This window comes from Klebsiella sp. P1954, assembly GCF_018199955.1.
Lineage (GTDB): Bacteria > Pseudomonadota > Gammaproteobacteria > Enterobacterales > Enterobacteriaceae > Klebsiella > Klebsiella pneumoniae.
The window spans coordinates 4,703,485-4,727,597 of the sequence record NZ_CP073373.1 but is presented as its reverse complement, the minus strand read 5'-3'; the positions used below and the strand labels follow the sequence as shown (position 1 = coordinate 4,727,597).

Annotated in this window: 20 protein-coding genes and 1 riboswitch; of the genes, 11 read left to right on the top strand and 9 right to left on the bottom strand. The window is 60.8% G+C overall.

The annotated features are described in order from the left end of the window. Position 1 precedes the first annotated feature (1 nt). The 5 genes from KB890_RS22760 to yegS all read left to right on the top strand — a co-directional run bounded on the left by KB890_RS22760 (position 2) and on the right by yegS (position 6,431). Entirely contained in the window at positions 2 to 1,417 is a 1,416-nt protein-coding gene (locus KB890_RS22760; RefSeq protein WP_004149057.1) for an MFS transporter, read from the top strand. After that, positions 1,414 to 2,892 (top strand): envelope stress sensor histidine kinase BaeS, encoded by a 1,479-nt coding sequence (gene baeS / locus KB890_RS22755; RefSeq protein ID WP_022631313.1) that lies wholly within the window; start codon positions 1,414 to 1,416, stop codon positions 2,890 to 2,892. The genes KB890_RS22760 and baeS overlap by 4 nt, the downstream gene beginning before the upstream one ends. Continuing rightward, a complete protein-coding gene (baeR, locus tag KB890_RS22750; RefSeq protein ID WP_004175198.1) occupies positions 2,889 to 3,611 on the top strand; it encodes an envelope stress response regulator BaeR in 723 nt (240 codons plus the stop codon). The genes baeS and baeR overlap by 4 nt, the downstream gene beginning before the upstream one ends. 318 nt (positions 3,612 to 3,929) lie before the next feature. Then, entirely contained in the window at positions 3,930 to 5,291 is a 1,362-nt protein-coding gene (yegQ, locus tag KB890_RS22745; protein WP_004144192.1) for a prephenate-dependent tRNA uridine(34) hydroxylase TrhP, read from the top strand. 243 nt (positions 5,292 to 5,534) lie between these two features. Continuing rightward, entirely contained in the window at positions 5,535 to 6,431 is an 897-nt protein-coding gene (yegS, locus tag KB890_RS22740; protein WP_004151134.1) for a lipid kinase YegS, read from the top strand. Between the two features lie 194 nt (positions 6,432 to 6,625). Here the strand turns inward: yegS and KB890_RS22735 are convergent, their stop codons facing one another. The 4 genes from KB890_RS22735 to dalD form a co-directional block, all read right to left on the bottom strand. Then, on the bottom strand, positions 6,626 to 7,288 hold the full coding sequence (locus tag KB890_RS22735) for an HAD family hydrolase (protein ID WP_004175126.1): 663 nt from the start codon (positions 7,286 to 7,288) through the stop codon (positions 6,626 to 6,628). Positions 7,289 to 7,336: 48 nt separating this feature from the next. Beyond that, entirely contained in the window at positions 7,337 to 8,614 is a 1,278-nt protein-coding gene (dalT, locus tag KB890_RS22730; RefSeq protein ID WP_002912654.1) for a D-arabinitol transporter, read from the bottom strand. Positions 8,615 to 8,684: 70 nt separating this feature from the next. Further along, positions 8,685 to 10,148 (bottom strand): xylulokinase, encoded by a 1,464-nt coding sequence (gene xylB / locus KB890_RS22725; protein WP_022631312.1) that lies wholly within the window; start codon positions 10,146 to 10,148, stop codon positions 8,685 to 8,687. A 9-nt stretch (positions 10,149 to 10,157) separates the two neighbouring features. Next, complete coding sequence (dalD, locus tag KB890_RS22720; RefSeq protein ID WP_022631311.1) at positions 10,158 to 11,525, bottom strand: D-arabinitol 4-dehydrogenase; 1,368 nt, start codon at positions 11,523 to 11,525, stop codon at positions 10,158 to 10,160. Positions 11,526 to 11,731: 206 nt separating this feature from the next. On the opposite strand from dalD, the gene KB890_RS22715 reads away from it, so the two are divergent. After that, a complete protein-coding gene (locus KB890_RS22715) occupies positions 11,732 to 12,673 on the top strand; it encodes a sugar-binding transcriptional regulator (protein WP_004144198.1) in 942 nt (313 codons plus the stop codon). Positions 12,674 to 12,695: 22 nt separating this feature from the next. On the opposite strand, the gene KB890_RS22710 is transcribed toward KB890_RS22715, so the two are convergent. Then, positions 12,696 to 13,697 carry a LacI family DNA-binding transcriptional regulator gene (locus KB890_RS22710; protein ID WP_002912681.1) on the bottom strand — a complete coding sequence of 334 codons (1,002 nt, stop codon included), beginning with the start codon at positions 13,695 to 13,697 and terminating at the stop codon, positions 12,696 to 12,698. A gap of 254 nt (positions 13,698 to 13,951) precedes the next feature. On the opposite strand from KB890_RS22710, the gene KB890_RS22705 reads away from it, so the two are divergent. From KB890_RS22705 to KB890_RS22695, 3 genes are all read left to right on the top strand, one after another. Beyond that, positions 13,952 to 14,701 carry an SDR family oxidoreductase gene (locus KB890_RS22705; RefSeq protein ID WP_004180592.1) on the top strand — a complete coding sequence of 250 codons (750 nt, stop codon included), beginning with the start codon at positions 13,952 to 13,954 and terminating at the stop codon, positions 14,699 to 14,701. 26 nt (positions 14,702 to 14,727) lie between these two features. Continuing rightward, complete coding sequence (locus KB890_RS22700; protein ID WP_009307430.1) at positions 14,728 to 16,335, top strand: FGGY-family carbohydrate kinase; 1,608 nt, start codon at positions 14,728 to 14,730, stop codon at positions 16,333 to 16,335. Between the two features lie 81 nt (positions 16,336 to 16,416). Then, entirely contained in the window at positions 16,417 to 17,700 is a 1,284-nt protein-coding gene (locus KB890_RS22695) for an RbtT/DalT/CsbX family MFS transporter (protein ID WP_004890769.1), read from the top strand. Between the two features lie 58 nt (positions 17,701 to 17,758). On the opposite strand, the gene fbaB is transcribed toward KB890_RS22695, so the two are convergent. The 3 genes from fbaB to thiM all read right to left on the bottom strand — a co-directional run bounded on the left by fbaB (position 17,759) and on the right by thiM (position 20,529). Beyond that, complete coding sequence (gene fbaB, locus KB890_RS22690) at positions 17,759 to 18,811, bottom strand: class I fructose-bisphosphate aldolase (RefSeq protein WP_002912704.1); 1,053 nt, start codon at positions 18,809 to 18,811, stop codon at positions 17,759 to 17,761. A 147-nt stretch (positions 18,812 to 18,958) separates the two neighbouring features. Continuing rightward, a complete protein-coding gene (gene thiD / locus KB890_RS22685) occupies positions 18,959 to 19,759 on the bottom strand; it encodes a bifunctional hydroxymethylpyrimidine kinase/phosphomethylpyrimidine kinase (RefSeq protein WP_002912707.1) in 801 nt (266 codons plus the stop codon). Next, positions 19,756 to 20,529, bottom strand: a complete 774-nt coding sequence (gene thiM / locus KB890_RS22680) for a hydroxyethylthiazole kinase (RefSeq protein WP_022631310.1) — start codon at positions 20,527 to 20,529, stop codon at positions 19,756 to 19,758. Before thiM ends, thiD begins: the two co-directional genes overlap by 4 nt. Positions 20,530 to 20,563: 34 nt before the next feature. Then, a riboswitch (TPP riboswitch) is annotated at positions 20,564 to 20,661 on the bottom strand. A gap of 185 nt (positions 20,662 to 20,846) precedes the next feature. On the opposite strand from thiM, the gene KB890_RS22675 reads away from it, so the two are divergent. Beyond that, positions 20,847 to 21,269, top strand: coding sequence for a universal stress protein (locus KB890_RS22675; protein ID WP_004200472.1), 423 nt, complete (start codon positions 20,847 to 20,849; stop codon positions 21,267 to 21,269). On the opposite strand, the gene KB890_RS22670 is transcribed toward KB890_RS22675, so the two are convergent. Further along, positions 21,266 to 22,180, bottom strand: a complete 915-nt coding sequence (locus tag KB890_RS22670) for a LysR family transcriptional regulator (RefSeq protein ID WP_004175111.1) — start codon at positions 22,178 to 22,180, stop codon at positions 21,266 to 21,268. The genes KB890_RS22675 and KB890_RS22670 overlap by 4 nt on opposite strands. Before the next feature lie 120 nt (positions 22,181 to 22,300). Here KB890_RS22670 and KB890_RS22665 point away from each other — a divergent pair, with 120 nt between their 5' ends. After that, positions 22,301 to 24,112, top strand: coding sequence for an adenine deaminase (locus KB890_RS22665; protein ID WP_021467963.1), 1,812 nt, complete (start codon positions 22,301 to 22,303; stop codon positions 24,110 to 24,112). The last annotated feature ends 1 nt before the right edge of the window (position 24,113 follow it).

The window sequence follows — 24,113 nt, the reverse complement described above, 5'->3', positions numbered from 1 at the left end:
CATGACAGACCTCCCGGCCAGCGTGCGCTGGCAGCTATGGATAGTGGCGTTCGGCTTCTTTATGCAGTCGCTGGATACCACCATCGTTAACACCGCCCTCCCCTCGATGGCCAAAAGCCTCGGGGAGAGTCCGCTGCATATGCATATGATTATCGTCTCCTATGTGTTAACGGTGGCGGTGATGCTGCCGGCCAGCGGCTGGCTGGCCGACCGGGTCGGGGTGCGCAATATCTTCTTCACCGCCATCGTGCTGTTTACCGCCGGATCGCTGTTTTGCGCCCAGGCCAGCACCCTCGACCAGCTGGTGATGGCGCGGGTGCTGCAGGGGGTCGGCGGCGCGATGATGGTGCCGGTCGGCCGCCTGACGGTGATGAAGATCGTCCCGCGCGATCAGTATATGGCGGCGATGACCTTCGTCACCCTGCCGGGCCAGGTCGGCCCGCTGCTCGGCCCGGCGCTGGGCGGGGTGCTGGTGGAGTACGCCTCCTGGCACTGGATCTTCCTCATCAATATCCCGGTGGGGATCGTCGGCGCGATCGCCACCCTCTGTCTGATGCCCAACTACACCATGCAGACCCGGCGCTTCGATCTCTCTGGCTTTCTGCTGCTGGCCGCCGGAATGGCGACCCTGACCCTGGCGCTCGACGGCCAGAAAGGGCTCGGCATTTCCCCTGCCTGGCTGGCGGGGCTGGTGGCCGTCGGCCTCTGCGCCCTGCTGCTCTACCTGTGGCACGCCCGCGGTAACGCCCGGGCGTTGTTTAGCCTTAACCTGTTTCGCAACCGCACCTTCTCTCTCGGCCTCGGCGGCAGCTTCGCGGGACGCATCGGCAGCGGCATGCTGCCGTTTATGACCCCGGTGTTTCTGCAGATCGGCCTCGGCTTCTCCCCCTTTCACGCCGGGCTGATGATGATCCCGATGGTGCTCGGCAGCATGGGCATGAAGCGGATCGTGGTCCAGGTGGTCAACCGCTTTGGCTACCGTCGGGTGCTGGTCGCCAGCACCCTGGGCCTGGCGGCGGTCAGCCTGCTGTTTATGTTTAGCGCCCTGGCCGGCTGGTATTATGTGCTGCCGCTGGTCCTGTTTCTGCAGGGGATGATCAACGCCAGCCGCTTCTCCTCGATGAATACCCTGACGCTGAAAGATCTCCCGGACGATCTGGCCAGCAGCGGCAACAGCCTGCTGTCGATGGTGATGCAGCTGTCGATGAGTATCGGCGTGACCATCGCCGGGCTGCTGCTGGGGCTGTATGGCCAGCAGCATATGAGTCTCGACGCCGCCAGCACCCATCAGGTCTTTCTCTACACCTATCTGAGCATGGCGGCGATCATCGCCCTCCCGGCGCTCATCTTTTCCCGGGTACCGGATGACGTCGGCAGCAATACCGTCCTCCGTCGACGCAACAGGAGTGGATCGTGAAATTTTGGCGCCCGGGTATTACCGGCAAGCTGTTCCTCGCTATATTCGCCACCTGCATCGTGCTGCTGATCAGCATGCACTGGGCGGTGCGCATTAGTTTTGAACGCGGGTTTATCGACTATATCAAGCGCGGCAATGAGCAACGCTTAACCATGCTCAGCGACGCGCTGAGCGAGCAGTATGCCCAGCATGGCAGCTGGGCGTTTCTGCGCAATAATGACCGCTTTATCTTCCAGCTGCTGCGCACCTTCGAACGGGATAACGACGACCGCTCGCCGCCGGGGCACACCATGAAGCCGGACGCCGCCCCGGACGGGCCGCCGCCGGATGGCCCCCCTGACGGCCCGCGCCCGAGGCCGGAAATGCCGCCCCACGGCTGGCGCACCATGTTCTGGGTGGTAGATCAGTCGGGGCGCGTGCTGGTGGGGCCGCGTGAGCGCGTCCCGGAGGACGGCACCCAGCGCAGCATCGTGGTCAACGGCGCGGAGGTGGGCAAAGTGATCGCCTCGCCGGTAGAGCGGCTGACGCGCAATACCGACATTAACTTCGACCGGCAGCAAAAGCGCACCAGCTGGCTGATCGTCGCCCTTGCCACCCTGCTTGCCGCGCTGGCCACTTTCCCGTTGGCCCGCGGTCTGCTGGCGCCGGTGAAGCGGCTGGTGGAAGGCACCCATAAGCTGGCGGCAGGCGACTTTTCCACCCGCGTGACGGTGACCGGCGGCGATGAGCTCGGCCGCCTGGCGCAGGATTTTAACCAGCTCGCCAGCACCCTGGAGCGCAACCAGCAGATGCGTCGCGATCTGATGGCCGATATTTCCCATGAGCTGCGTACCCCGCTGGCGGTGCTGCGCGGCGAGCTGGAGGCGATTCAGGACGGGGTCCGGCGCTTTACCCCCGAGTCGATTCCTTCTCTGCAGGCCGAGGTGGCTACTCTCACCAAGCTGGTGGACGACCTCCATCAGCTGTCGATGTCCGACGAGGGGGCGCTGGCCTACCAGAAAACCTCACTGGATATCATCACCCTGCTGGAAGTGGCGGCGGGCGCTTTTCGCGAGCGCTTCGCCAGCCGGCAGCTAAGCATTCAGGTGTCGCTCCCGGAGCAGGCGATGATCTTCGGCGACCGCGACCGCCTGATGCAGCTCTTCAACAATCTGCTGGAGAACAGCCTGCGCTATACCGACAGCGGCGGCAGCCTGCACATCACCGCCCGCCGCAGCGGCCGGATGCTGGTGATTGACTTCGCCGACAGCGCCCCCGGCGTCAGCGATGAGCAGCTGGCCCGCCTGTGCGAACGCTTTTACCGGGCGGAAGGATCGCGCAACCGCGCCAGCGGCGGCTCCGGCCTCGGGCTGGCGATTTGCCTCAATATCGTAGCGGCCCACGGCGGCACCCTGCGTGCCGACCATTCGCCTTTTGGCGGGGTTAGCATTAAAGTTGAGTTACCTCTGGAACATGATTTACCGAGAGACGTATGACTGAATTGCCTGTAGATGAAAACACCCCACGCATCCTTATCGTGGAAGATGAACCGAAGCTCGGCCAGCTGCTGATTGATTATCTGCAGGCCGCCGGCTATGCGCCTGCCTTGATTAACCACGGCGACAAGGTCCTGCCCTACGTCCGCCAGACGCCGCCGCATCTGATCCTGCTGGATCTGATGCTGCCCGGTACCGACGGTCTGACGCTGTGCCGGGAAATTCGCCGCTTCTCCGATGTTCCGGTGGTGATGGTGACGGCGAAAATCGAAGAGATCGACCGTTTGCTGGGGCTGGAAATAGGCGCCGACGACTATATCTGCAAGCCCTACAGCCCGCGGGAAGTGGTCGCCCGGGTAAAAACCATCCTCCGCCGCTGCAAGCCGCAGCGCGATCTGCAGGCGCTGGACGCCCAGAGCCCGCTGATTGTCGACGAAGGTCGTTTTCAGGCCTCCTGGCGCGACAAGCTGCTGGACCTCACTCCCGCCGAGTTCCGGCTGCTGAAAACCCTCTCCCAGGAGCCGGGCAAAGTGTTCTCCCGCGAACAGCTACTCAACCATCTGTATGACGATTATCGGGTAGTCACCGATCGCACCATCGACAGCCACATCAAGAACCTGCGGCGCAAGCTGGAGGCGCTGGACGCCGAGCAGTCGTTTATCCGCGCGGTGTATGGCGTTGGCTACCGCTGGGAAGCGGACGCCTGCCGGCTGGCGTAGTTAGCCTTTTCCCGGCTCGCGCTGCGCTTCGCCGGGCTACACGTTCACCGCCATCTGCAATCCGTAGCCCGGGTAAGGCGTTTACGCCGCAACCCGGGGAACTCCCTAGAGCCTATCCCACCAGGCGTTATTAACGCTGTCAGTGTGAGCACTGCCCAGGTTCAAAATGGCAAACAAATTAGCCATACTGAAAGATACCTATCTGATATTTACTCCCCTTCGCCGCGGCGCTACAATGCCCGCCCTTAATGTGGGGACACTCCCCAACTCGCCGCACCAGGTGCGGCGAATCTGACCTGTCATCAGAACGAGAACACCATGTTTAAACCAGAACTCCTCTCCCCGGCGGGAACGCTGAAGAATATGCGTTACGCTTTCGCCTATGGCGCCGATGCCGTCTATGCCGGCCAGCCGCGCTACTCGCTGCGCGTGCGTAACAACGAATTCAATCACGAAAATCTGCAGCTCGGCATCAATGAAGCCCACGCGCTGGGTAAAAAATTCTATGTGGTGGTCAACATCGCCCCGCATAACGCCAAGCTGAAAACGTTTATTCGCGATCTGAAGCCGGTGGTGGAGATGGGTCCGGACGCGCTGATCATGTCCGATCCGGGTTTAATCATGCTGGTGCGGGAACACTTCCCGGAGATGCCGATCCATCTTTCAGTGCAGGCCAACGCCGTCAACTGGGCGACGGTCAAATTCTGGCAGCAGATGGGGCTCACCCGCGTGATCCTGTCGCGTGAACTGTCGCTGGATGAAATCGAAGAGATTCGCCGCCAGGTGCCGGAGATGGAGATCGAGATTTTCGTCCACGGCGCGCTGTGCATGGCCTACTCCGGCCGCTGCCTGCTCTCCGGGTATATCAACAAGCGCGACCCGAACCAGGGGACCTGCACCAACGCCTGCCGCTGGGAATACAACGTGGCGGAAGGCAAAGAGGACGACGTCGGCAACATCGTCCACAAATATGAGCCGATCCCGGTGCAGACCGTGGAGCCCACCCTCGGCATCGGCGCGCCGACCGATAAAGTCTTTATGATTGAGGAAGCCAAACGTCCGGGCGAGTACATGACCGCCTTTGAGGACGAACACGGCACCTACATCATGAACTCGAAAGATCTGCGGGCTATCGCCCACGTTGAGCGTCTAACCCAGATGGGCGTTCACTCGCTGAAGATCGAAGGCCGCACCAAATCCTTCTACTACTGCGCACGCACCGCTCAGGTTTACCGCAAGGCGATCGACGATGCCGCCGCCGGCAAACCGTTCGACACCAGCCTGCTGGAGACCCTGGAGGGGCTGGCCCACCGCGGGTACACCGAAGGCTTCCTGCGCCGCCATACCCATGACGATTATCAGAACTACGAGTACGGCTACTCCGTCTCCGAGCGCCAGCAGTTTGTCGGCGAATTCACCGGAGAGCGTAACGGCCCGCTGGCGGCCGTGGCGGTCAAAAATAAGTTCAGCGTCGGCGACAGCCTTGAGCTGATGACCCCGCAGGGTAACGTCAATTTCACCCTTGAGCATATGGAGAATGGCAAAGGCGAAACCATGCCGGTGGCCCCGGGCGATGGCTATACCGTCTGGTTGCCTGTGCCGGACGACCTGCCCCTGCAGTATGCCCTGCTGATGCGCAACTTTACTGGTCAAACAACCAGAAATCCGCACGGTAACTAGTTAATTTGCGTTATTTTTTTCACGATGTAAGGATATTAGAATCGGATCACATACCGTTTCGATCGAAACAGGTATCATCCATTTCGCTGAAAAACATAACCCATAAATGCTAGTTGTACCAGGAACCACCTCCTTAGCCTGCGTAATCTCCCTTACGCGGGCTTATTTTTTTGCCTCTCCTCCGGTCTTCGCTTTCGTCATGCGGTACACTTTATGCAACATTGAGCAATAAAGGTTCCCTTGATGATGTCTACGTTTCCTGCCAGCTTACTGATCCTTAACGGCAAAGGTGCCAATGAACCGCAGCTACGCGAAGCGGTTAACCTGTTACGCGATGAAGGGATTGATATTCACGTCCGCGTGACCTGGGAAAAGGGCGATGCCGCTCGGTTTATCGATGAAGCCCTGCAGCTGAACGTTGAAACGGTGATCGCCGGCGGTGGCGATGGCACCATTAATGAAGTGGCGACCGCGCTGGTGGAGCGCGGCGGCAAGATGGCGCTAGGGATTTTACCGCTGGGCACGGCTAACGACTTTGCCACCAGCGTCGGTATTCCGCAGGATCTGGCCAGCGCCCTCAAGCTGGCGATCGTCGGCCGCGATGTGCCGATAGATATCGCCCGGGTGAATGATAAAACCGGCTTTATTAATATGGCGACCGGCGGGTTCGGCACCCGGATCACCACCGAAACGCCGGAAAAACTCAAGGCCGCGCTCGGCGGTGTCTCTTATTTAATCCACGGTCTGATGCGCATGGATACCCTGAAGCCGGACCGCTGCGAGATCCGCGGGGAGAACTTTCACTGGCAGGGCGATGCGCTGGTCATTGGCATCGGCAACGGCCGCCAGGCCGGCGGCGGCCAGCAGCTGTGTCCGGAGGCGTTGATTAACGATGGTCTGCTGCATCTGCGCATTTTCACCGGCGAAGAGCTGATCCCTGCCCTGTTCAGCACCCTGGCGAATCCGGAAAACTCGCCGAATATTGTTGACGGTGTCTCCTCGTGGTTTGAAATAACCGCGCCCCATGAGATGACCTTTAACCTCGACGGCGAGCCGCTCAGCGGCAAAACCTTCCGTATGGAGCTGTTACCGGCGGCCCTGCGCTGCCGGCTGCCGCCCGACTGCCCGCTGCTACGCTGAGGCGGACAGGGGCACACTGCCCGGCGGCGCTGCGCTGGCCGGGTCAGGCGGCAGCCGCCACCTGGCAAAAAACCGGTTTGGCGCCCCCCCTGAACCTTTCCCGCGGATTAAGGCTATCAATGGGGCGTGAGCGCAGAAAAGAGATTAACCGACCAGCTACATCCCGGGAATGTCTGCGCCCACAAATGGCTGACTTAAACCGCCGCCGCTGGCTCCGCGCTAAGCGCTTCCAGCAGTTCAGGTAAGGTTTGATAGCGGCCAGCGGCGGCCTGAAAACGCGCGTGCTGGCTATCTTCTGCAATCACTATCGTGGCAATCCCCGCCGACTGGGCCGCGCAAAAGCCGGTAAAGCTATCCTCAATCACCAGACACTGGCTGGCGTTGAGATTGAGCTTCCGCAGCGTCGTGAGGTACACCGCCGGGTGCGGTTTGCCGCGTGGTTCATCATCCGCGCTGGAGATCGCGTCAAAAAAGTGCCAGAGCGAAAGCTTGTTCAGCACAGCGGCAATAACCTGACGAGATGATGACGTGGCGAGCGCAATCTTATAACCCGCTTCGCGAAAATAGCGTAACGCCTCCTGCACCCCGCGCATCGGTTCGCCTTTCGCGGCAATCAGGCGGGTAATGCGCTGCAGGATGGCGTCTTCAAGCCGCTGCGGAGCGAGATCAAGCTGAAAATAGCGGCACCAGGTGCCGGCAATGTCGTCGAGGCGCTTGCCCTTGGTCAGGGTTTCACATTCAGCAACGCTCGCCGTTGCCCCCCACTGCGCGAGGGCGTCAATCTGCGCCTGGCGCCACAGCGCCTCGGAATCAATAATCACGCCATCCATGTCAAAAATAACCGCCTGCATACTCATTCGTTCACCTCATTAAGGCTGGCATGCGCTTCATGCCAGCCGCATCACCTAAGAGAATTCAACCTGCTCGCGGGCGGTTGCTTCCTTGTGGGAGAACCCCGGCTGCTCCACGCGGATAAAGGCGCAGAGGAAAAAGGCCACCACGTACAATGCGGTATAGGCGATCACCACCCCGATGGTGCTGAAGAACGGCAGCAGCACCACGGCAATCGCCGGCGCGAGAAAGTTCGACATCCCCGCCGACAGGTTATAGACCGAAATGGCCGCGCCTTTATGCTTCGGCTCCAGCGCCGGGAACACGGCCGCCAGCGGCACGAAGGCGGCGACAAAGATCCCGAGGGCGATGGCGGGGATCAGCGCCATCGCAAAGCTATGGCCAAAGTGCTGAGGAATGTAGTAAAACGCCAGGCTGGAGAGCGCCATCCCGATGCAGCCGAACCAGCGCACCACCTTCATCCAGCCCAGTTTTTCCCCGAGGATCCCCCACAGCACGTTAGAGAAAATGGTGGTGAAGAAGAAGACTGCCCATACCTGGAGCCATTCTGAAGTGCTGAAGCCCAGCTCATCGACAAACATCATCGGCATAATCACCGCAAAGCCGAACAGCGAGAGGGTATTGATAATCCTCACCATGCTCGACAGCAGAATATTGCGGTTGGTATAGAGCAGCGTCGCGGCGCGTCCCAGCTCGGAAAACTTCTCACGGGTGGTGAGATTCTGCATATGCTGCGGCGTTTGAATATGGCGCAGGGAAACCAGGGCAATCACGCCCCCGGTAAGGCAGAAGGCCAGCGCCAGCCACAGGGTGCCCATTTCGCCAATGTGCGGAATGGTAAAGCTCGGAATATAGCTGCCGAAGACCCCGATGCCGATGGAATACACCGCCCAGAACCAGCCGATGGCCGAGCTGGCGTTGTCGCTTTTGACGTTATGGACAATCGCCACGATAAACGAGTAGAGGAACAGCGGATAGGCGAAGCCGCGGATGCCGTAGAAAAGCAGGATCAGCGCATAGTTGGCGTGACCGAGGCCGAAAACGAGGAACAGCACGTGGAATACGCACCACAGCACGAAGCCAATCATCATCGTTTTCAGCGGGGTGATAATTTCCGCCACCACCCCGGAAATCCACGCCGACAGCGCAGCGGCCAGGCCGTAGAGGGTAAAGGCAAAGGAGGCCTCCGCCGGAGAGAAGCCGAGCGCTTTGATATAGTGCGACAGAAAGGCTAATTCAAAACCGTCGCCGGTCATAAATACGGCAATGGCGATGTATCCCCAGAGCAGGTTCAGGGGTAAACCGAGCCACTGTTTATTATTGATAGACATAATGACCTCGTTTTCAGGGTACAGGGTGGCCGCTCCGCGACGTGCAACGAAGCGGCGGTTATGATGAAAATCAGTGCTGTCGATAGTGCAGATCGTTTAAATACAGGGCCTTAAACTGCGCGTAGCGTTGCATCAGGGTGTGGTGGCGAATGGGATCCGCACGCCAGGTCTGCCAGACTTCCGGTTTTTCACACACCGCGGCAACCGGTTTGCCCGCAGCCAGGCAGGCCAGCCGCGCCGCGCCCAGCGCGCCGCCGGTCTCTCCGCCTTTGTGGGTCACCACCGGCATAGCGAGAATATCGGCCAGCAGCTGGGCCCAGAACGGACTGCGGGCGCCGCCGCCCACCAGCGAGCACTGCGCGATCGGCGTCCCGCTCTCTTTCAATGCCTGCAGGCCGTCGTTGATCCCAAAGCTCACCCCCTCCAGCACCGCGTAGCCGAGCTGCGCGCGCAGGCTGGCGTGGGTCATGCCCCAGAAGATGCCGCGCGCGTCAGGATCGTTATGCGGGGTTCGTTCCCCGGAGAGATAGGGCAGGAAGAACGGCGCGTTGGCTTTATCCTCCTCGCTTAGCTCGGCAATCTCCGCCAGCAGCGCCACCTCCGTGGTGCCGGTCAGGCGGCAGAACCACTGCAAACAGCTGGCGGCGCTCAGCATGACGCTCATCTGGTGCCACAGGTTCGGCAGCACGTGACAAAACGCATGTACCGCCGACTGCGGCGCCGGACGATAGGCATCGGTCACCACAAACAGCACCCCGGAGGTGCCGAGCGAAATAAACGCATCTCCCGGCGAGACCGCGCCGACGCCAATGGCGCTGACCGCGTTATCCCCCCCGCCCCCGGCCACCATCACCGAGGCGTTCAGCCCCCAGCGCGCAGCCACCTGCGGGTCAAGGGTGGCGGAAACCTCGCAGCCTTCGACCAGCGTCGGCATTTGGCTGCGTGACAAGCCGCACTTGTCCAGCAGAGCGTCGGACCAGTCGCGCTTCGCCACGTCCAGCCACAGCGTCCCGGCGGCGTCCGACATATCGGAGACTTTCTTCCCGGTCATCCGGTAGCGCAGATAATCCTTGGGCAACAGCACCGTGGCGGTGCGCTGAAAGTGCTGCGGCTCATGACGGCGCACCCACAACAGCTTCGGCGCGGTAAAGCCCGGCATCGCTAGGTTGCCCGCCACCTGATGCAGCTCCGGCGCCATCGCCTCCAGCTCGGCGCACTCTGCGGCGCAGCGGGTGTCGTTCCACAGAATGGCCGGACGGATCGCCTTCCCCTCTGCATCCAGCAACACCGCGCCGTGCATCTGCCCGGAGAGGCCAATCGCCTTAATAGCCGGCCAATGCTGGGCGCATTTTTCCCGTAGCGTGGCCATCAGGTACTCCGTCGCCTCCCACCATAGCTCCGGCGCTTGTTCTGACCAGTGCGGATGAGGCCGCTGAATACTCAGCGGCGCGCTATGGCTGGCGATAACCTCATGGTTCTCATCAATGACCAGCGCTTTGACTTCCGATGTGCCGAGATCGATACCCAGATACATAGCCACCTCTTAGTTAATCAGCGTGTAAACGGCAGCGACTTTCTCGCGCATCAGCGCCAGGAAATCCGCGTTGTTGGCGAGATCACCAAACAGGGCTTTATCGCGCGCGTAGACAGCCACCGGATCCTGAGCCTCGAACATCTCATGCACCGCCTGCGCATCCAGGATGCCGTCCTGGTACTGATACGGCAGAGTTCCCTTGTGCCACTGCTCCATAAAGACGAAGAACAGCGCCGGCAGCATGGCGGTCGCCTCAGGGCGGACGCCGCGCTGGTAGCACTCCTGCAAGGTTGGCGCGATCATCGCCGGAATTTTCGAGAAACCGTCGGCGGCGACGCGCTGGTTGGTGTCCTGGATATAGGGGTTGGTAAAGCGCTTAAGCACCACATCCCGGTAGGTCGGCAGATCAATACCGTTATCGCCGAGACACGGAATAACGTCCTCCGTGACGTAGCGGTCGGCAATGGCGTAGATAACATCGGTCAGCGTGCTTTCATGAATATACTGCTGGCCGATTAAGGTTCCCGCCCAGGCAATGCAGCTGTGCGACGCGTTCAAAATACGGATTTTCGCCTCTTCATACGGGATGACCGACTCCACCATCTCCACGCCGACCGCCTCCAGATTCGGGCGGGCATCGCGGAAGTTGTTCTCCACTATCCACTGGATAAAGGTCTCCCCCATCACCGGCGCTTTGTCATCAATTCCGGTTTGCGCTTTGATGCGGGCCGGCAGATCGGCCGCCGGACGCGGGGTGATGCGGTCCACCATGGTGTTCGGACAGGTGGTATTGGCCGCCATCCAGTCAATCACCGCCTGTTTGCCGGTGAGCTGCAGGAACTCGACCATACCGTCGTGGAAACGCTCGCCGTTATGGCGCACGTTATCGCAGTTGAGCAGGGTCAGCGGCCCGGCGTTGTCGGCCATGCGCTTTTCCAGGATCCGCGCGAGGGTGCCGTAAATGGTTTTGCACTCGCCTTGCAGGTCGGCCTGCAGATCGGGGTTGCTGGTTTCCAGCCGATGGCGAGTGTTCAGGTAGTACCCCCCTTCCGTCACGGTAAAGGCGATAACTTTGGTCTGCGGGTTTGCCCCTTCGTTAATCAGCGGCTGTAGCCCGGCCTGCCACGGCAGCAGTTTCTGGATTGAGGTGATCTCTTCATATTCGCGCTCCCCTTCCGGGCTGACGGTCTCGAGGACGTAACGTCCTCCCTGCGCCGCCAGCGCCTGTACCACCTGCTCGGCGTCGTTGCGAATATTCCCCGCCGCGATGCGCCAGCGATTATCCCCGGAAGCAATCAGACGATGCAGATACCACGCCTGATGCGCGCGATGAAAAGAACCCAGACCGATATGAAGCCATGTGAATTGATTGTTCATGTTCTGCTCTCCTTGAGTTGATTGCGCCACTGTAATTGATCATTTGACCAAAATAAGAGCCATCGATCACAAAAGAGCAATTACCCAATTAAATTACAAATGACCAGTAAAGAGCAAAAGCTTGCCAGTTATGCCAACCACGGCGAGAATGCGGGTATTCGCCGGGCCAATTGCGTGCCCTGGCCAGCAACTTAGGGCGGGAAACCATGAGTAAAGAAGACGATATCCGGTTGGATCAGAAGGTGCGTGCCGCATGGATGTACTACATCGCCGGCCAGAATCAGAGTGAGATTGCCAGCCAGCTGGGCACCTCCAGACCGGTGGTGCAACGGCTGATCGCCGCCGCGAAAGAAGAAGGGATTGTGTCGATTAATCTGCACCATCCGGTAGCGAACTGCCTCGATTATGCGCAGTTGCTGCAGGAAAAATACCGCTTGATCGAGTGCAATGTGGTCCCCGCCTTTAGCGAAGAAAGTACCCTCGACAGTGTGTCATTTGGCTGCTATCAGCTGATGGCTCGCTATCTGCAGGATGATAAAGAGAAAATTATCGGTCTGGGCTCGGGCCTGACCCTGAAAAAAGCGCTGCAGCGCATCGATTTTGACAGCCTGAATACCCGCTGCGTGGCGCTGATCAGCGCCATGAACGCCGACGGGCAGTGCAATTATTACGATGACGTGCCCCTGCTGCTGACCCGCAAAATTAAGGCCAAGTACTATCAGTGGCCGGCACCGCGCTACGCCCAAAGCGCGGATGAGTATGAAATGTGGTGCACCAATCGCTTATTCCGCAGCGTCTCCGGCGTCGCCCGCGAGGCGGACGTGATTTTTGTCGGCATTGGTCCGCTGGGCACGCAAAGTCCGATCTTTAAAGACGGCTTTATCAATCAGGCGCAGATGGATGAGCTGACCGCCCGCGGCGGCATCGGGGAGATCCTCGGGCGGTTTATTGATGCGCAAGGCGACGTGGTAGACAGCGAGATCAACCGCATGATCACCAGCTATGATATCCGCCAGAGCCACTGCCCGCGGATTGCCGCTGCCTGTGGAGAACATAAACGACCGGCGATCCTGGCCGCCCTTAAAGGCGGCTGGATTAATGGCCTGGTGACCGATGAGCATACCGCCCGCTGGCTGCTGACGCGGTAACGTCGAACAGCCAGACAGCGACTCAGCTGCTGCTCATCAGTCGCGGGGGAATTTCAATCCGCTGCTGGCTGGCTTCGCCGGCGTCAATAATCGAAAAAACCGCGTCCAGCATCGCCGGCACGTCCTGCTGCACCATGTCGATATCGTGCCCCAGCAGATAGACAAACGGATCCCAGTCGAAGCAGCCCATCGGCGGCTGCTCGCTGCCGGTTAGCCCCACCTGCGACAGCCAGCGCACAACCCCTTCCAGGGATATCGTCGAGTTAACAAATATCCCCTGCAACAGCGTCTTCTCGCTGCCAAACCGCTCCTGCAGGCAGTCCTCAACGTGGCCTTTCGAATAGCCGGGAGCCAGAATATTCGCCTGCGGCACGCTAAGCCCCAGCTCGCGATGCGCATCGTGGAAGCCGCGTAAACGCTCGCTGGTGTTATGGTCGCTGCTGCGCCCGCCGATAAAGGTCAGCGGCGCCAGCTCTCCGCGGCGGCGGGCGCTATTAGCCAGGATCTTATGAGTCAACGCTTTCGCGCCGCCGTAGTTATCCGAAATCACCGACGGCGAGAGAGAGCCCGGCAGGTCGAGATTGACCGTTGGCACGCCCGCCTGCTGGCATAGCGCGGAAATTTTATCCGGATTGGTCGCCCCGGTCGCGACCACCCAGTCAACCTGCCAGGAGAGCATCGCCTTTACCGCTTCGATCTCCAGTTCCGGACGCCGGCGCGTACAGGTGATAATCGGCAGCAGGCCGCGCTCGCGGGCCATCTCCTCAAAGCGTTCGGCGATGGAACCGAAGTAGCGGTTATCATATTTGGGGATAATCATACCGATGACGTGTGATTTTTTACTGCGCAGCATGCTGGCCTGACGGTTAATCGCATAGCCCTGCTCCTCGGCAATCCGCGTCACCTTTTCCGCAAGCTTGGCGCTGATGCGGCGCTTTTTCCAGTTACCGTTGAGGATAGCGCTCACCGCGCTCGCCGAAACGCCGGAAAGTTCCGCCAGGTCGTAAATCGTTATCTTCTTCATTTTTCCAACTTGCGTCACAAAATCATGTCGCTGTTAATTTCCCCACTTGCTCAATCGATGAAGCGAGAGCAACATAGCTTCATCGATTGAGCATCCTTTTCACGCCAGGAAGTACGCGCGCATACCGCCTCAACATGCCAGCAAGCCTGAATTAAGATGCTGATATTCAATATGTTACCAGTTTTAGTCTATCACCTCGAACGTGATGCCCTCGCGTTCGATAGTTTTAACCAGACACGGCAAAGGATTATAAAATGAACCACTCTGTCTCCTCTATGAATACTTCCCTCAGCGGTAAAGTCGCCGCGATCACCGGCGCGGCGTCCGGTATCGGCCTCGAGTGCGCGAGGACCCTGCTGGGGGCTGGCGCAAAAGTAGTGCTAATCGACCGCGAAGGCGAAAAGCTCAACAAACTGGTCGCCGAACTTGGCGAAAACGCCTTCGCCCTGCAGGTCGACCTGATGCAGGCGGACCAGGTCGATAACCTACTGCAGGGCATTTTGCAGCTTACCGGGCGTCTCGATATCTTCCACGCCAACGCCGGCGCCTATATCGGCGGGCCGGTGGCCGAGGGCGACCCGGACGTCTGGGACCGCGTGCTGCACCTTAATATCAACGCCGCCTTCCGCTGCGTGCGCAGCGTCCTGCCGCATCTGATCGCGCAAAAATCCGGGGATATTATCTTCACCAGCTCGATCGCGGGCGTGGTGCCGGTGATCTGGGAGCCTGTCTATACCGCGTCGAAATTCGCGGTGCAGGCATTTGTGCACACCACTCGTCGCCAGGTGGCGCAGTATGGCGTGCGCGTCGGCGCCGTACTGCCGGGCCCGGTGGTTACCGCTCTGCTGGACGACTGGCCAAAAGCCAAAATGGACGAAGCGCTGGCCAACGGCAGCCTGATGCAGCCGATTGAAGTGGCGGAGTCGGTGCTGTTTATGGTGACGCGTTCGAAAAACGTCACCGTACGCGACATTGTGATCCTGCCGAACAGCGTGGATCTCTGACCCTGGCCAGCCTGTGAGAGGATGTGATGCAAAACGATACGCAAAACATTATTGGCGTGGATGTCGGTTCAGGCAGCGTGCGCGCCGGGGTATTCAATCTGCGGGGCGAGCTCCTCGCCCACGCGACCCGGGAAATAACCCTGTTTCGCAGCGCCGGAAACAAGGTCGAGCAGTCGAGCCGTGAGATCTGGCAGGCGGTGTGCTACTGCATTAAAACGGCGGTGGCCAGCGCCGGCGTTTCGCCGTCGTCGATCGCCGGGATCGGCTTCGATGCCACCTGCTCGCTGGTGGTGATTGGCGATAACGATGCGCCGCTGGCGGTCGGGCCTTCGGACGATGCGGACCGCAACATTATTGTCTGGATGGATCATCGCGCCACCGGGCAGGCGGAAAAGATCAATGCCACGGGCCACCCGGTACTGCGGTACGTTGGCGGCAAAATCTCGCCGGAGATGCAAACGCCGAAAATTTTGTGGCTGAAGGAGAATCGCCCGCACATCTATCAGCAGGCGCGCCACTTCTTCGACCTCGCCGATTACCTCACCTGGCGCTCAACCGGCGATGAAGCCCGCTCGGTCTGCACGGTGACCTGTAAATGGACCTACCTGGCGCATGAACAACGCTGGGATGCCGGTTACTTCCGCCAGATTGGCCTCGAAGAGCTGGCGGATGAAGATTTTGTCCGCATCGGCCAGCGGATTGTCGATCCAGGCACCCCCTGCGGCGAGGGCCTTTGCGCCACGGCGGCAGAGGAGATGGGCCTGCCGATCGGTACGCCGGTGGCGGTGGGGATGATTGACGCCCACGCGGGCGGCATCGGTACCGTCGGCGTGCTTAACGGCGCGGTCAACAATATGGCCTATGTCTTCGGCACTTCTTCCTGCACCATGACCACCACTCAGGAAGCGGTATTCGTCCCGGGCGTCTGGGGCCCTTACTATTCGGCGATGGTGCCGGGCTACTGGCTAAGTGAAGGCGGGCAAAGCGCCGCCGGCGCGGCTATCGACCAGCTGCTGAGCTTCCATCCGGCGGCGGCGGAAGCGCGCGAGCAGGCGAAAGCCGCAGGCGTCCCTCTACCGGTCTGGCTGGCGGATCGCGTTCTGACGCAAGTTGCTTCCCCTTCTGAGGCGGTAACGCTGGCCGCCGGTCTGCACGTCGTTCCGGAGTTTCTCGGTAATCGCGCGCCGCTTGCCGATCCCCACGCGAAAGCGCTGATTGCCGGGCTGGGGATGGAGCGGGACCTGGATAACCTGACCGCGCTGTACGTTGCCGGGCTATGCGGGATTGGCTATGGTCTGCGACAGATCATTGACGCCCAGCGCGCCTGCGGAATTGAGAGTGAAAATATCGTCATCAGCGGCGGAGCCGGGCAGCATCCGCTGGTGCGTCAGCTGTTGGCCGACGCCTGCGGCGTTAGCGTCGTGAGCACCGCCAGCCGCGAGCCGGTGCTGTTAGGTTCCGCCATCCTCGGCGCGGTGGCGGGCAGAGTCGCGGCTTCGCTGCCGGAGGCCATGAAGCAGTTTACTCAGGTGGATGCCACCTATCACAGCGAGACGGCGTTTAGCCCGCTTCATCAGCGCAGGTATGCGGCCTATAAGGCGCTACAACAGGCCGGCAGGCTGATTCGCGAATAACATACCTCCTTATTTTATAACAATAATGCTCCGCTGCTGTGCAGCGGAGACACTCATCTGCACTCTGAAATCGAGGTCAACATGTCCGTTAATAACAAACAGTGGTACGGTCTACCGCTCAACCTCATCTGGGGATATGTCGCCATCGCCGTGTTTATGACCGGCGACGGCTTTGAGCTGGCTTTTCTGTCGCACTACATCAAAGCACTCGGATTCACCCCGGCGCAGGCTTCCTTTGCCTTTACTCTCTACGGTCTGGCTGCCGCCCTGTCGGCGTGGGTCTCCGGCGTGGTGGCGGAAATCATTACCCCACGTAAAGCCATGCTGATTGGCTTCGTGCTGTGGTGTGTGTTCCACGTACTGTTCCTCGTCTTCGGCCTCGGTCGCGCCAACTATGCGCTGATCCTGCTGTTTTATGGCATCCGCGGCCTGGCCTACCCGCTGTTCCTCTACTCCTTTATCGTCGCCATTATCCACAACGTCCGCAGCGACAGTTCCAGCTCCGCGCTGGGCTGGTTCTGGGCGGTCTACTCGGTGGGTATCGGCGTGTTCGGCAGCTATATTCCGAGCTTTACCATTCCCCACATTGGCGAAATGGGCACCCTGTGGCTGGCGCTGCTCTTTTGCGCCACCGGCGGCATTATTGCGCTGGTGTCGATGCGTCATACCGAAACGCCGCGCCATATGCAGAACCTGACCACTCGTGAAAAATTCGCCGAACTGGGGCGCGCGGCGACGCTGCTCTATACCAACCGCAGCATTCTGTTCTCGAGCATTGTGCGCATTATCAACACCCTGTCGCTGTTTGGTTTTGCGGTGATCATGCCGATGATGTTTGTTGATGAGCTGGGATTTACCACCTCGGAATGGCTGCAGGTATGGGCGGCATTCTTCTTCACCACGATCTTTTCGAACGTTTTCTGGGGGATTATGGCGGAGAAAATGGGCTGGATGAAGGTTATCCGCTGGTTCGGCTGCATCGGGATGGCGCTTTCCAGCCTGGCGTTCTATTACCTGCCCCAGCACTTCGGCCATAATTTTGCCATGGCGCTGGTACCGGCTATTGCCCTGGGGATTTTTGTCGCCGCGTTTGTGCCGATGGCGGCGGTGTTCCCGGCGCTGGAGCCGAACCATAAAGGCGCGGCGATTTCGGTCTATAACCTGTCAGCCGGGCTGTCGAACTTTCTGGCGCCGGCGATTGCCGTGGTACTGCTGCCCTATTTCAGCACTATCGGCGTGGTAATAGCCTATACCGCCTTATATATTCTGGCCTTCTTCCTGTGCCCGTTAATCCGCGTTGAACAGCCTGGCTTTACCAGCGATCAGCATGCGAAACCGTTTACCGCCAACGCGGCAGAGTCTTAATAAACCGCATCTGGTACAAACAACGAGCAATCCGGGCGGTGCCGCCCGGATTTTTGCCTTATGCGATAGTCACTTTGCCATCCAGATAAACATCCTGCACGGCATTGATCAGCTTCACACCGTCGGCCATCGATTTCTTAAACGCTTTGCGGCCCAGGATCAGCCCCATGCCGCCGGCGCGTTTATTGATCACCGCCGTGCGCACCGCGTCGGCAAGGTCGGTCTCCCCGCCCGCCGCGCCGCCGGAGTTGATCAGCCCGGCGCGGCCCATATAGCAGTTGGCCAGCTGGTAGCGCACCAGATCGATGGGGTTATCGCTGGTCAGTTTGCTGTATACCCGATCGTCGGTATAGCCGAAGTTAACCGCTTTGTAGCCGCCGTTATTCTCCGCCATCTTTTGCTTAACGATATCGGCGCCGATGGTGGCCGCCAGGTGGTTGGCCTGACCGGTCAGGTCAGCGGAAACATGATAGTCGACGCCGTCTTTCTTGAACGCCGAATTGCGCAGATAGGCCCACAGCACGGTGACCAGGCCCAGCTCATGGGCCCGCTCAAAGGCGGCGGAAATCTCTTCTATCTGACGACGCGATTGTTCTGAGCCGAAATAGATCGTCGCTCCCACGGCCACCGCCCCCATATTAAACGCCTGCTCAACGCTGGCGTAGAGAGTCTGGTCGTATTCGGTGGGATAGCTCAGCGTTTCGTTATGGTTGAGCTTCACCAGGAAAGGGATGCGATGCGCGTAGCGGCGCGACACCGAGGCCAGCACGCCGTAGGTCGACGCCACGCAGTTACAGCCGGCTTCGATCGCCAGCTCGACGATATTTTTCGGATCAAAGTACAGCGGGTTGGCGGCAAAGGAGGCGCCCGCCGAGTGCTCCACGCCCTGGTCAACCGGCAGAATGGAAAGGTAGCCGGTTCCCCCCAGGCGTCCGGTATTGTACAGGGTCTGCATATTGCGTAGCACCGCCGGTGGTCGGTTGTTATCCACCATCACCCGATCAACATAATCTGCGCCAGGCAGATACAGCTGGTCGGACGGAATGGTTATACAACGGTGCTGCAACAGGCTCTCGGCATCTTTGCCCAGCAACTGCGTAATATCAGTCATAGCAATCTCCCGTAAGGCCGGCCGAAGCCGGCATGCATTATCCCAACCCAATTTTTTTGGGCAGGTTAAGCCTGGTACCGACTTAGCCTATTTTCCAGCCGGGGGGCCATTTTTTCAGGAGATTCTGCTGTCCCGTTGCGCTGCCATTTACCACCAGGCGTGGAAATGGTGCACCGGCCCGATACCGTGGCCCACCTCCAGAGAGTCGGCCTGCGCCAGAGCCGCCGACAGCCAGGCCTTCGCCTCGATAACGGTGGCCGCCCAGTCCGCGTGACGCGGGCGCAGCGCCGCCAGCGCGGCGGAGAGCGTACAGCCGGTGCCGTGGGTATTTTTGGTCTGCACTCGCGGCGCGGTGAACCGCTGTTCCCCTTCGCGGGTGAAGAGCCAGTCCGGGCTTTCGGCATCGTCGAGATGGCCGCCCTTCATCAATACCGCGCCGCAGCCCAGCGCCAGCAGCGCCCGCCCCTGCTCCAGCATTTCCCGTTCGTTACGCGCATGGGGGGCATCGAGTAGCGCGGCCGCTTCCGGCAGGTTCGGGGTGATCAATGACACCTGCGGCAACAATCGTTGACGCAGGGTCTCCACCGCCGAAGCCGACAGCAGCGGATCGCCGCTTTTCGCCAGCATGACGGTATCCAGCACCACGTTGGCCACCCGGTAGCGCGCCAGCCGCTCGGCCACGGCTTCCACAATATCGGTCTCCGCCAGCATGCCGATTTTGGTGGTATCGATACGCACATCGCTGAACACCGAGTCGAGCTGCGCGGCCACAAAATCCGGTTCGATGCGATAGACCGACTGTACGCCGCGGGTATTCTGCGCCACCAGGGCGGTGATCGCCGAGCAGCCATAGGCCCCCAGCGCGGAGAAGGTTTTCAGATCGGCCTGGATACCGGCCCCGCCGCTGGGATCGGTGCCGGCGATGGTCAGGGCGTTGATGCGTTTCATCCCTGCACCTCCTGATACAGCGCGTCGAGAAACGCCGGAATAAAGCTGCCTGGGCCTCCCTGACGGGCGGCGATCGCCCCGGCCTGCTTCATCAGCCCGCAGGCGGCGGCCACGTTTTCCAGCCGGTCTCCCGGCAGCGCCGCGCTCGCCGCCACCACCGCCGACAGCGCGCAGCCGGTGCCCACCACCCGGGTCATCAGCGGATTGCCCCCCGCCACGCTGAGCACCCGCTCGCCGTCGGTGACGTAGTCCACCTCGCCAGTGACCGCCACCACGGTAGCCAGCCGACGAGCCAGCGCCTGGGCCGCCGGCAGCGCCGCGGCGGCCGTATCGGTGGTATCCACCCCGCGCCCGCCGGCGCTCATCCCGGCCAGCGCCAGAATTTCAGAGGCATTGCCGCGAATGGTCGCCGGCTGGAGGGCCAGTAGCTCGTGACAAAAGGCAGTGCGCACGGTCAGGGCGCCGACCGCCACCGGATCCAGCGTCCAGGGCTTGCCGGCCTGACGGGCGTGCTCCACCGCGGCGCGCATCGCCACGGCGCGATCTTCGGTCAGGGTACCGACGTTAATTAACAGCGCATCAGCGATAGCGGCAAACTGCGCCGCTTCGCGGGGATCGATCACCATCGCCGGCGAGGCGCCGACGGCCAGCAGAACGTTGGCGGTAAAGGTCTGCACCACGTCATTAGTCATGCAGTGCACAAGGGGGGAATGGGCGCGCAGCAGATGGCGCAGGTGCGCGACAGGCGCGGGATTCAGCAGCTCAGGCATGGTTTGCTCCCGCCAGACGAGGTAGAAGCAATGACCCTGCGGTCTCTGACTTCCCTACGCTGGCATTATCCAGATCAGGTGGTACGGGTATTTCTCAGCCTTCAACTAAGAAGGGCACCCCGAGTCAAAATAGTGAAATTGTTAAGCGTTGTGGAATTTACCGCAACTCACCGGTTCATACAACAAGCCTTTAGCCCTGGATACGACACCTTCGCGGCCATCATGCTCATCAGGCAACCGGACGGGATTGCATTCCGCTGCTGGCGGGCGGAAAATAATGACATCATGCGCTATTTAGCCTACCGAGGATATACGCCATGGCCGTTTATCACCATGCGCTGGTACTGATTAACAGCAGTCAGGACGGCGTCCCGCTGCTCCAGCATGCCGCCAGAATGGCAGAAGAGAACGGCATGCGCATCACCATCGCCCACATCAGCACCGATTACCGGGCGCTGAACTATGTTTCCGACAGCCTGCGCGACGATCAGGTCTCGCAGGAGGTGATCCAGGCCAAAGCCCTGCTCAACGAGCTGGCCTGCACCGTCTCCCTGCCGGTGGATACCCTCTCGCTGGTGACCACCCGCCGGTTTGAAGACGTGGAAACCTGCGTTCGGCAGCGGCAGATCGATTTAATTATTGCCGGGCACCATAACCGGCTGCTGGGCGTCCTCTCCTCACACTCGCTGGAGTATATCAACCACTTAAACCTGGACGTACTGATCAAGCACCTGCCCTAGCGCAAGGCGGCCTGCAGCAGAGAAAAACAGTCTTCAATAAGCGGGGGCAGCGCCTGCGGGCCGCGCATCAGGGCCACTGTGCGGGCGAGCGCCGGCTGCTGCAGGTGGGCGACCCTGAGCGCCGGGTCCTGCAGATGGGTGGTGTACAGCGCCGGCAGAATCGCCACCGCTAAGCGCGAGCGCACCAGACCATACAGGGTTTCGATATAGTCCACCTGGTAGCGGGTGGTCAGCGTCAGGCGATGGCTCTCCACTAATGCCGCCACCAGCCGCTGGATATTGCCCTTCGAGAACACAGCAATATCCCGCCCCACCAGCTGTTTCCACGGCAGATGCGCCTGCGCGGCCAGCGGATCGTCGCGGTGCAGCACCGCCACGAAGGGATCTTCGCGCAGCGGATAGACTAGCAGTTCTGCGGGCAGTGAACTGTCGATCGCCCCGATGCCGAAATCAATCTCGCCGCGCTGCAGCGCCTGGATAAGCGCATCGTTGGTCTGATCGTGAAATTCAATGCGCAGACGCGGAAAGGCCTCAGCCAGGGTCTGCGGCAGCAGCGGAAACAGCAGCGAACTGACCGACGGCACCAGACCGATCCGCACCGTCCCGTCGCCACCCGCCTCGACAATCTGCTGCATATCGGAAAAGGCCGCCTGCGCCACGCTGAGGATCCGCTGGGCGTGGGGTAAAATCGCCGCCCCCAGTTCAGTCAGGGTGACCGTCGCAGCGGTACGGTTGACCAGTTTGCCGCCGAGTACCGTTTCAATCTGCCGCAGGGCGCTGCTCAGCGCCGGCTGGCTAATCGCCAGCCGACTGGCGGTATCGGTAAAATGGCGCAGCTGGGCCAGGGTGACGAAATACTGAAGCTGTTTAAGAGAGAGCGCGGGCAGCCGCTGCCAGGGTTCGTTCATCATCGGGTTCGCTACGGTGGTCCTGCACAATAACCCGAGCTTATCGGGTGATAAATTTATTCATCTGGGCAAACGTTTGCTGTGCCCCTAGAGTATCCGCATTATCCTTGTGCCGGAGTGGTTATGTCCAGCAATGCTCAAGTCCGCCGTCGCGCCGTGCAGGCCGCGCGCGGTGAATCCCCGTTTGATCTGCTGCTGATCGATGCGCAGATCGTCGATATGGCCACGGGCGAAATTCGCCCCGCTGACGTCGGTATCGTCGGCGAGATGATCGCCAGCGTCCATCCGCGCGGCAGTCGCGAAGACGCCCATGAAGTGCGTTCCCTGGCCGGTGGCTACCTGTCCCCCGGCCTGATGGACACCCACGTGCATCTCGAAAGCTCGCACCTGCCGCCGGAGCGCTATGCGGAAATCGTCCTCACCCAGGGCACCACCGCGGTGTTCTGGGATCCGCATGAGCTGGCCAACGTCCTCGGCGTCGCTGGCGTGCGCTATGCGGTGGACGCCAGCCGCCATCTGCCGCTGCAGGTGATGGTCGCCGCCCCGTCCAGCGTCCCCTCCACGCCGGGTCTCGAAATGTCCGGCGCTGATTTCGCCGGCGCGGAGATGGAGACCATGCTCGGCTGGCCGGAAGTGCGCGGCGTGGCGGAGGTGATGGATATGCACGGCGTGCTGCACGGTAGCGAGCGGATGCAGGAGATTGTCCAGGCCGGTCTCAACAGCGGCAAACTGATTGAAGGCCACGCCCGCGGCCTGAGCGGCGCTGACCTGCAGGCCTACCTCGCCGCCGGCGTCACCTCCGATCACGAACTTACCTCGGCGGACGACGCGCTGGAAAAACTGCGCGCCGGGCTGACGATCGAGATCCGCGGCTCGCACCCCTATCTGCTGCCAGATATCGTCGCGGCGTTAAAAACGCTGCCGCACCTCTCCTCGCAGATCACCGTCTGCACCGATGACGTGCCGCCGGATATGCTGCTGGAGAAAGGCGGCATCATCGCCCTGCTTAACCTGCTGATCGAGCACGGTTTACCGGCGGTCGATGCGCTGCGATTCGCCACCCTCAACGCCGCTATTCGCCTGCAGCGCCACGATCTCGGGCTGATTGCCGCCGGGCGGCGCGCCGATCTGGTGGTGTTTGATTCCCTGGAGAAACTGGTGGCCCGCGAAGTCTACATAGGCGGTAAGCTGCTGGCCCGCGCGGGCAACCTGCTGACACCGATCGCGCCCGCCGCGGGCGTCACGCCGCCGCGCGATACTTTGCAGATCGCCCCCCTCCGCGCCGATGACTTTATTCTGCGCGTCCAGGGCATTCGTCACGGCATCGCCCGCCTGCGCCATATCCGCGGCGCGCGCTTCACCCAGTGGGGCGAAGTGGAAGTGCAGGTTCGTGACGGGATAGTCCAGCTGCCCGCCGGCTTCAGTCTGATCTGGGTCAAGCACCGCCACGGCCGCCATCAGGCGACGCCGCAAATCGCCCTGCTTGAAGGCTGGGGTGAGCTGCGCGGCGCCATCGCCACCAGCTACTCCCACGACTCGCATAATCTGGTGGTGCTCGGGCGCGACGCTAATGATATGGCGCTGGCGGCCAACCAGCTTATCGCCTCCGGCGGCGGGATGGCGCTGGCGCAACAGGGCGAGATCCTCGCCCATGTGGCGATGCCGATTGCCGGCATGCTGTCGGATCTCCCGGCCGCGGAACTGGCGCGTCAGTTCCGCGAGCTGCGCGATCTGAGCAGCCAAGTCGCCGACTGGGAGCCGCCGTACCGGGTCTTCAAGGCCATTGAAGGCACCTGCCTTGCCTGTAACGCCGGGCCGCATTTAACCGATTTGGGTCTGACCGACGGCGGCAGCCGCCAGATAGTCGACCCGTTGATAGCCTGCCGGGAGATCCCGGAGCCAACCGATCACAACAATAATCCTCAGGGAGCCTGAG